Genomic DNA, 7399 nt, shown 5'->3' with positions numbered 1-7399 from the left:
GTGATTCTAAGGTTTTTTAGTGCATATAATTCGAAAAGAGCGGTAGGCTTTTTCTCATTACATGATATTATTTTACAGGTTTGAAAAATGTGTATATGACTACGGAAAGGCAAACGAAAATAAAAGCAATAGGATCTTGATATGGACTAGGCTCAGAGCCCTTCTGGATTTCTGTAAGGAAGTCATGTGTTTTCATGTTCATTGCTCCTTTAACTAATAAGTTTTATATGATGCGAGGGTTATAGTGGATAGGAAGTATTTTTTGAAATTTCATATAATAATTATTGCATAGCAATTCTATTCCTAAAACTATAAAATATAAAGTTTTCATAATATGTAAAATTGCATATTATTCTTTTTGAAAAATTGTTATATTATCTTTATATTTAAATTAAAGGATTTTAATGAGATAAATGAGAATAACTGGAGGGATACTGTGGGTAAAACAGTGTTAGAGGCGTATAATGCAGAAAGAGAAGTAGATAACATAACATATAAAAATCTAGTTGTAACGATTGCAAGCATTCTAGGGTTCTCACTCTTAGGGGGATTATTCCTTGCTTTAGCCCTTGGAATTTTTGGAGAAGAGGTATTACGTGCTAATTTAGAGGGATATTATTTACTTCTATTTGATGCAGCTGTTGTTACTATTGTTTTATTTGCTTATAAACCAGTGCTTCATTTTATTAAGAACATATGGGATGTATCTGTTTTAAAAAATGGGAAAACCTACTTGTATTTATTAATAGGTTTTATCATCATTGCATTAACTCAGTATGTAATGTTAGAGTTGTTTAGCTTTGAAAGTGCAGGGCAGCAGCGAGATCAATTAGGGAGCTTAGGACTTCAAAATAGTCTACAAAGTATTATATATGTGTTAAGTGTTGCTATAATTACACCAATTAAAGAAGAAATTTTATATAGAGGTATTTTGTATCGATTTTTTGAAAAGAAATATAGTTTTCTAGTTGGTATCATTATTTCTTCCTTCATCTTTGGGATTCTTCATGGTGGTTTTCCGATTACGGCAATGATTATGGGGATTGTATTTGCTATGTTATACAAAAAGACGCAATCTATTATACCTAGTATTATTTTACACATTATATGGAACTTACTTGTGAGTATAAGTATGATTGTATCTCTATAAAAATAAATACATAACCAGTATAAAAGATGAATGGCTTAGCTATTCATCTTTTATTTTTTTTATATGTGGGAAAAGTTAATGAATACAATCCAAAAAGAACCAAATACTAATGATGAATGAACAAAGAAAGGCGGGTATGTTATATGCAAAACTTAACAGAGCTTGAAGTAGAAAACTTACGTCATTTAATTGGTGGACACGCAACAATTATTAACAAGTTGGAGCAGTATGCACAGACGTGTACAGATCCACAACTGAAACAAATGCTACAAAAAGATGCGCAAGATGCACGAAATACGAAACAGCAATTAATGACTTTCCTAGGATAGGAGGAAGCGGAAAATGAATGAAAAAGATATGGTAAATGATTATTTAGCAGGATTGAATGCAAGTTTAACAAGTTATGCAAATTATATTGCTCAGTCTGATAATGAACAGTTACATCAAACGTTAATCCAAATTCGTAATCAAGATGAGGCGCGCCAACGTAATATGTATGAGTACGCAAAGCAAAAGAGTTATTACAAACCGGCAGCACCTGCTAATCCGATGATCGTGCAGCAATTAAAAAGTCAGTTAAGTGCAGAATAATAGGATGAAAAAACGGGCGAAAATAGATTCGCTCGTTTTATTTTTTTGTATGTCAATAAATACATAATAAATATTTTTCCAGTTGTAACAAATATGACGAAAGTGGAATATAACAATTCACAAAAAGGACAAACACTTTGTTCAATATTTCACAAAGTATCCATGGTTTCTATCGTGAGAACCTCTATAATTAGGAGTGTAAAGAGCAAAAGAAATAGATTATATGATCAATTAGGAGAGATTGCTATGAAAAGACATACAAGAAAAATTGCAATTATCGGTACTGGATTAGTTGGATCAAGTTGTGCGTATTCTATTGTGAATCAAGGTATTTGCGAAGAGCTATTATTAATTGATATAAATCATGAACGTGCAGTTGGGGAAGCAATGGATTTATCACATTGCATTAACTTTACAAATACAAGAACAAAAGTATATGCAGGAAGCTATGAAGACTGCAAAGATATGGACATTGTCATTATTACAGCAGGGCCAGCACCAAAACCAGGGCAAAGTCGCTTAGATACTTTAGGAGCGAGTGCGAAGATTATGGAGAGTGTTGTTGGTGGTGTAATGGCAAGTGGGTTTGATGGTATTTTCTTACTCGCATCGAACCCAGTTGATATTATTACATATCAAGTGTGGAAATTATCTGGGTTACCTAGAAATCGCGTAATCGGTACAGGTACATCATTAGATTCTTCTCGCTTAAGAACAATTTTATCTGAAATGTTACATGTAGACCCTCGTAGTATTCATGGGTATTCATTAGGAGAACACGGTGATTCTCAAATGGTTGCTTGGTCTCACGTAACTGTTGGTGGAAAGCCAATTCTGCAAATTTTAGAGGAACAAAAAGAACGATTTGGTGAAATGGATTTAGATGAAATTGTTGAGAAGACTGCGAAAGCTGGATGGGAAATTTATAAACGTAAAGGAACTACTTATTACGGAATCGGAAATTCTCTAGCATATATTGCGAGTTCAATCTTTAACGATGATCACCGTGTCATTGCTGTATCAGCCATTTTAGATGGTGAGTACGGTGAATATGATATTTGTACAGGAGTACCAGCTATTATTACTAGAGACGGTATAAGAGAAGTTGTAGAACTCAATTTAACAGAGGATGAAGAATCTCGATTCGCAAAATCAAACGATATTTTACGTGATTATATGAAAACAATTGGTTACTAACTTATAGAAGAAGGTGAAACGAATGAAGGAATATATAATGTCTCGTGTATTTAAAGCATCTGCTGGAATCGCACAAGGTATTTTCGTATCCCTCGGAATTGGCTTACTGATCGAAAATATAGGGAGAATTGTTGATATACCATTACTTATTACAATCGGAGTTGTTGCAAAATCACTAATGGCACCGGCGATTGGTGCTGGAATTGCTTTTATGCTCGGTGCAAACGGTCTTGTAATCTTCTCGGCTATGGTAGCTGGAGCGATTGGTGCCGGATCCATTTCAATTACTGAAGCTGGTCTAATTATTAAAACAGGTGAGCCAATCGGTGCATTATTAACAGCAACTTTAGCTGTATATATTGGTAAACGTTTAAGTGGAAAAACTGTGTTAGATATGATGCTCGTTCCATTTGCGGCCATATTAGGTTCTGGTTTAGTAGGCATTTGGTTATCTCATAATATTACTCCTGTTTTAAATGCAGTTGGAGCGTTTATTAAAGATAGCTCAGCTGGTAGCCCATTCATCGCTTCTATCGTCATTGCAGTAGTTTGGGGACTATTACTTATCTCTCCAGCTTCATCAGCTGCGTTAGCAATTGCACTTAGCTTAGACGGTGTTGCAGGTGGTGCTGCTCTTGCTGGATGCGTTGCTCAGTTTATCGGATTCTCTGTCATCTCAGCAAAAGAAAACAATTTAGGTGGCATATTAGCTCAAGCACTTTGTACTCCGAAAGTACAATTGCCAAATATCACTAAAAATCCAATGATTCTCGTCCCAACTGTCGTCGCCAGTGCTATAGTCGGTCCAGTATCAGCATTAATTTTCCAACTGGAAGCAGGAAAGGAAATTGCAGGTCTTGGATTAAGTTCTCTTATCGCACCAATTAATTTAATTTCCAGCCAAGGATGGGAAGTTCTCCCGGCGATGGTAATTACTTATATCGTCATTCCAGTAGCTGTTTCTTATATACTTTACATTGCTCTTAAAAAAGCAGGTCGTATTCATTCTGGTGATATGACTGTACCGCAATCTTAAATTGAAAATTTCCTTAATAATAGATAAAAGCAGACTGAGCCACAGTCTGCTTTTTTATGTTACATTTTATGATTTTGTTTTACTGGAACTTTTATTGGTTCTTTTGCTAATAAGAGCTGAACTCCGAAGTATAGTATGCTTGCAAGTGTCATTCCAGAAACGGCATCTAAAAAGGCATGCTGCTTCGTAAATAGCGTTGATAAAATAATAAGTGTACCGAAGAAAGTAAGGATGTAATATTCAAAAGCATGTTGTTCTCTACGCTTAAAGGCAGCTAACATAATTACAAATGTAGTAAGAACGTGAATGCTAGGGAAACAGTTTACTGGCTGGTCGATACTATAAATATAGCGAACTAGTTCAGAAAATACATCTGTTCCAACGACAGTCGGACGCGGTACAGTTGTTTGCCAAAAATAATAAATAGAAAAACAAGCAAGCTTTCCAAAAATAACACTACTTAAAGTAACATAATATTGCTTTCGGTCAGCAAAGCAGTAATAAATAAGTGCGCCGTATAAGTATGGAAACCAAAGTAAATAAGGAATAATAAATGCTTTTACAAATGGAATCCAATCATCTACTACAGTTGTAACGTCTACTGCGTGAACAGTCGATTTATTTAATACGTCGTAAAGGGGACTTACGAGCACGAGTAGAAGTATATAACTTAACGGAAGAAAAGATGAAAGTTTAAATTTCTTCATGTTGATCTCCTATGTTTAGTAATGTAAGTAAATTCAATTGATTATAATATAGAAACGTGAATTGGGCTATCGATTTTACTTACATTTTCTTGAATTAACCTTACGTTTTTGTCACTTGACTAAAAAGAAGGGGAGGGTGCTAAATGAAGCGTTTATCGTATTTCTTATTTTTTATATTGATATGCCTAGTCGGTGCTGGGTGTGCAAAGGATAAAGAAGGAGAGAAATTAGAATATAACGGAAGAGCACTCGTAATTGGAGTTGTTGGAGAAAAACCGAAAGATACGTTTAGGAATATAAAGTTTGAGGAAATGAAGTTAGAGGAACTGGAAAAGAAATCTAAGGAAGTAGATGGTTTTCTAATAATGAAAGATCACTTTCAAGAAGCCTCAACAGAGCAATATAAAAATGTATTTTCATCACTAAAGAAACCAGTGTTTTTTATCGGTTTACAAGATAAATCATATTCGATTTTTATTACAAAAGGGATAGAGTATAACAGTGCCCGAAAAGATGTAAATGCTATGTATACGCAAGGGTTTGCGAATATCGGAAGTGGTGAAGGACAACAATGGGCAGTTGGTTTATCGAATGGTGGAAATACAGAAGAAAGTATTCATAATATGTATATCGTCGTATTTCAAACAATTGCAGATTATTTAAATAGATAATGAAGGAGCCTACAAAAGAGGCTTCTTATTTTTTTAATCAAACGTTTGTTTAAGCTGTATGTTCGGTAGGAAGAAACCGATGTAACTCAAGGGTTAACAAAGAAAAATAGAGAATTAATCAAACGTTTGTTTAAGCTGTATGTTCGGTAGAAAGAGACTCCTGTAGTTCAAAGGTTAAGAAAGAAAATGGAGAATTAATCAAACGCTTGTTTAAGATATATGTTTGGTGCAGAATCTAAAAAATTTATATATTTATTTTTTTCTTAACAAATGGCGGAAAAATAAGAAAAATTCGCAGGATTATTAAAAATTATCACGAAATAAGTAAAAGTTTAGCGAATAATGGTTTGAAATAATAAAACGTTTTCTATATGATAAAGGTAAAGGTTAGTAAAAAAGTAGGTGAATTTATGACAGTAACATTTTATTCATATCCAAAGTGTGGCACATGTCAAAAGGCAAAGAAATGGTTTGAGGCAAACGATGTAGCATATGAGATGATTCATATTGTTGAAAATCCACCATCAAAAGAAGATTTACGTAATTTACATGAAAAAAGTGAATTACCATTAAAAAAATTCTTTAATACAAGTGGAATGCGTTACCGTGAACTTGGTCTAAAAGATAAGTTGAAAGATGCAAGCGAAGACGAAATGTATGAGCTTTTAGCATCTGATGGCATGTTGATTAAACGTCCAATTGTAACAGATGGAACGAATGTAACACTTGGTTTTAACGAAGAGCAGTTTGAAAGTGTGTGGAAAAAGTACCAATAAGGTATTTTTACATAATTAATACATTCACTGGAGGTACAGTCATGAGCATTCCAAATAATTTACGTTACTCTGAAGAACACGAATGGGTAAAAACTGAAGGTAATGAAGTTGTTATCGGTATCACTCACTTTGCACAAGGTGAGCTAGGCGATATCGTATTCGTTGAACTTCCTGAAGTAGGTGCAACAATCGAAGCTAACGAGCCATTCGGAAGCGTAGAATCTGTTAAAACAGTTTCTGAGTTATACGCACCTGTAAGCGGTAAAGTTGTAGCAGTAAACGAAGAATTAAGTGACCAACCAGAACTTGTTAACGAATCTCCATACGAGGGTGCATGGATGGTTAAAGTTGAACTTTCTGATGCAAGCCAAGTTGAGAAGTTATTAACTGCAGAAAAATATGCAGAAATGACAAACCAAGACTAATTATAGTCGACTAAAGGACAGCCTTTGTGCTGTCCTTTTTTATTTTTTGTGAAATAATGAAATTCAAGTTATATGTAAATAAATAAGCTATTATGAGAAAAACTGTTTTGTGGTAAGGTTTCATAAGTCTTCACAATCTAAACGAGCCGCTTGCGCTTTTCTTTGTCCAGCTCCACCTCCTAGCCCTTCATGTCTAAGAACCTTCCGCACGAGAAGACAAAAAGCGTCTTCTGTGCGAAAGAACCTTAGCCAACAGGGCTAAACAGTCGGTTCCGCTTTTCTTTATGATCCAGCTCCAGCGGCTAGATTGTTCGGTGGCTTCGCTTCTTCCTACAAGGCCAAAAGCGCCTTTACGTCAGAAGCTCCATCCCCCCTCACAATCTAAACGAGCCGCTTGCGCTTTTCTTTTGCAAAAATAAACAGGAAACAACATGAAAATAACGAATATACTATATACTAAGTTCAAGGTTATATAGTATATGGTGATCGGGTGATGACATATGATTTATGTAGAAAAAGTCATTATTGTAGAAGGTACATCAGATAGAAGAAAGATTGAATCTATTATTCGTGAACCGGTGGAAATTGTTTGTACAAATGGTACAATTGGTTTGTCGAAAATGGATGAGCTCGTTGATCAGTTTTTTGATAAGGAAGTGTATGTGCTAGTGGATGCTGATGATGCTGGAGAAAAGTTAAGGAAACAATTTCGAAAAGAATTCCCGCAAGCCGAGCATATCTATATTGATCGCTCGTACCGAGAAGTGGCAACTGCGCCATCTACACACTTAGCAAATGTATTATGGGGAGCCGACATTGACGTTTATACAGAATATTTACGGTAAG

The 7399-nt window shown here is 34.8% G+C and carries 10 protein-coding genes; 9 read left to right on the top strand and 1 reads right to left on the bottom strand.

Annotation, left to right across the window (positions count from 1 at the left end; genetic code table 11):
* Positions 1-436 precede the first annotated feature (436 nt).
* The 5 genes from ACTFSL_RS30115 (at position 437) to ACTFSL_RS30095 (ending at position 3974) form a co-directional block, all read left to right on the top strand.
* Positions 437-1150, top strand: a complete 714-nt coding sequence (locus tag ACTFSL_RS30115; protein ID WP_440042887.1) for a lysostaphin resistance A-like protein — start codon at positions 437-439, stop codon at positions 1148-1150.
* Positions 1151-1293: 143 nt separating this feature from the next.
* Positions 1294-1479 (top strand): hypothetical protein, encoded by a 186-nt coding sequence (locus ACTFSL_RS30110; RefSeq protein ID WP_001180555.1) that lies wholly within the window; start codon positions 1294-1296, stop codon positions 1477-1479.
* Positions 1480-1492: 13 nt separating this feature from the next.
* On the top strand, positions 1493-1741 hold the full coding sequence (locus ACTFSL_RS30105; protein WP_001002981.1) for a spore coat protein: 249 nt from the start codon (positions 1493-1495) through the stop codon (positions 1739-1741).
* 246 nt (positions 1742-1987) lie between these two features.
* Positions 1988-2938: an L-lactate dehydrogenase gene (locus ACTFSL_RS30100; protein ID WP_440042885.1), complete on the top strand. Its 951-nt coding sequence runs from the start codon at positions 1988-1990 to the stop codon at positions 2936-2938.
* 22 nt (positions 2939-2960) lie between these two features.
* Positions 2961-3974 carry a PTS transporter subunit IIC gene (locus ACTFSL_RS30095; protein WP_440042883.1) on the top strand — a complete coding sequence of 338 codons (1014 nt, stop codon included), beginning with the start codon at positions 2961-2963 and terminating at the stop codon, positions 3972-3974.
* A gap of 59 nt (positions 3975-4033) precedes the next feature.
* Here the strand turns inward: ACTFSL_RS30095 and ACTFSL_RS30090 are convergent, their stop codons facing one another.
* Positions 4034-4681: a phosphatase PAP2 family protein gene (locus ACTFSL_RS30090; RefSeq protein WP_000713769.1), complete on the bottom strand. Its 648-nt coding sequence runs from the start codon at positions 4679-4681 to the stop codon at positions 4034-4036.
* A 143-nt stretch (positions 4682-4824) separates the two neighbouring features.
* On the opposite strand from ACTFSL_RS30090, the gene ACTFSL_RS30085 reads away from it, so the two are divergent.
* The 4 genes from ACTFSL_RS30085 (at position 4825) to ACTFSL_RS30070 (ending at position 7398) form a co-directional block, all read left to right on the top strand.
* Entirely contained in the window at positions 4825-5352 is a 528-nt protein-coding gene (locus tag ACTFSL_RS30085) for a hypothetical protein (protein ID WP_000826874.1), read from the top strand.
* Between the two features lie 410 nt (positions 5353-5762).
* Positions 5763-6128 carry an arsenate reductase family protein gene (locus tag ACTFSL_RS30080; RefSeq protein WP_000218968.1) on the top strand — a complete coding sequence of 122 codons (366 nt, stop codon included), beginning with the start codon at positions 5763-5765 and terminating at the stop codon, positions 6126-6128.
* Positions 6129-6169: 41 nt separating this feature from the next.
* On the top strand, positions 6170-6553 hold the full coding sequence (gene gcvH / locus ACTFSL_RS30075; RefSeq protein ID WP_000026897.1) for a glycine cleavage system protein GcvH: 384 nt from the start codon (positions 6170-6172) through the stop codon (positions 6551-6553).
* 500 nt (positions 6554-7053) lie between these two features.
* Positions 7054-7398 carry a toprim domain-containing protein gene (locus ACTFSL_RS30070; protein ID WP_000640870.1) on the top strand — a complete coding sequence of 115 codons (345 nt, stop codon included), beginning with the start codon at positions 7054-7056 and terminating at the stop codon, positions 7396-7398.
* Position 7399: the final 1 nt, after the last annotated feature.

Source organism: Bacillus cereus group sp. MYBK108-1 (assembly GCF_051917185.1).
Classification (GTDB): domain Bacteria; phylum Bacillota; class Bacilli; order Bacillales; family Bacillaceae_G; genus Bacillus_A; species Bacillus_A cereus.
This window is presented reverse-complemented; position numbering and strand designations above follow the sequence as displayed.

Bases quoted from the DNA above. Each gene is read 5' to 3' on its own strand.
- ACTFSL_RS30095 (WP_440042883.1), top strand. From the start codon at position 2,961: ATGAAGGAATATATAATGTCTCGTGTATTTAAAGCATCTGCTGGAATC.
- ACTFSL_RS30070 (WP_000640870.1), top strand. From the start codon at position 7,054: ATGATTTATGTAGAAAAAGTCATTATTGTAGAAGGTACATCAGATAGA.
- gcvH (WP_000026897.1), top strand. From the start codon at position 6,170: ATGAGCATTCCAAATAATTTACGTTACTCTGAAGAACACGAATGGGTA.
- ACTFSL_RS30110 (WP_001180555.1), top strand. From the start codon at position 1,294: ATGCAAAACTTAACAGAGCTTGAAGTAGAAAACTTACGTCATTTAATT.
- ACTFSL_RS30090 (WP_000713769.1), bottom strand. From the start codon at position 4,681: ATGAAGAAATTTAAACTTTCATCTTTTCTTCCGTTAAGTTATATACTT.
- ACTFSL_RS30100 (WP_440042885.1), top strand. From the start codon at position 1,988: ATGAAAAGACATACAAGAAAAATTGCAATTATCGGTACTGGATTAGTT.
- ACTFSL_RS30085 (WP_000826874.1), top strand. From the start codon at position 4,825: ATGAAGCGTTTATCGTATTTCTTATTTTTTATATTGATATGCCTAGTC.
- ACTFSL_RS30080 (WP_000218968.1), top strand. From the start codon at position 5,763: ATGACAGTAACATTTTATTCATATCCAAAGTGTGGCACATGTCAAAAG.
- ACTFSL_RS30105 (WP_001002981.1), top strand. From the start codon at position 1,493: ATGAATGAAAAAGATATGGTAAATGATTATTTAGCAGGATTGAATGCA.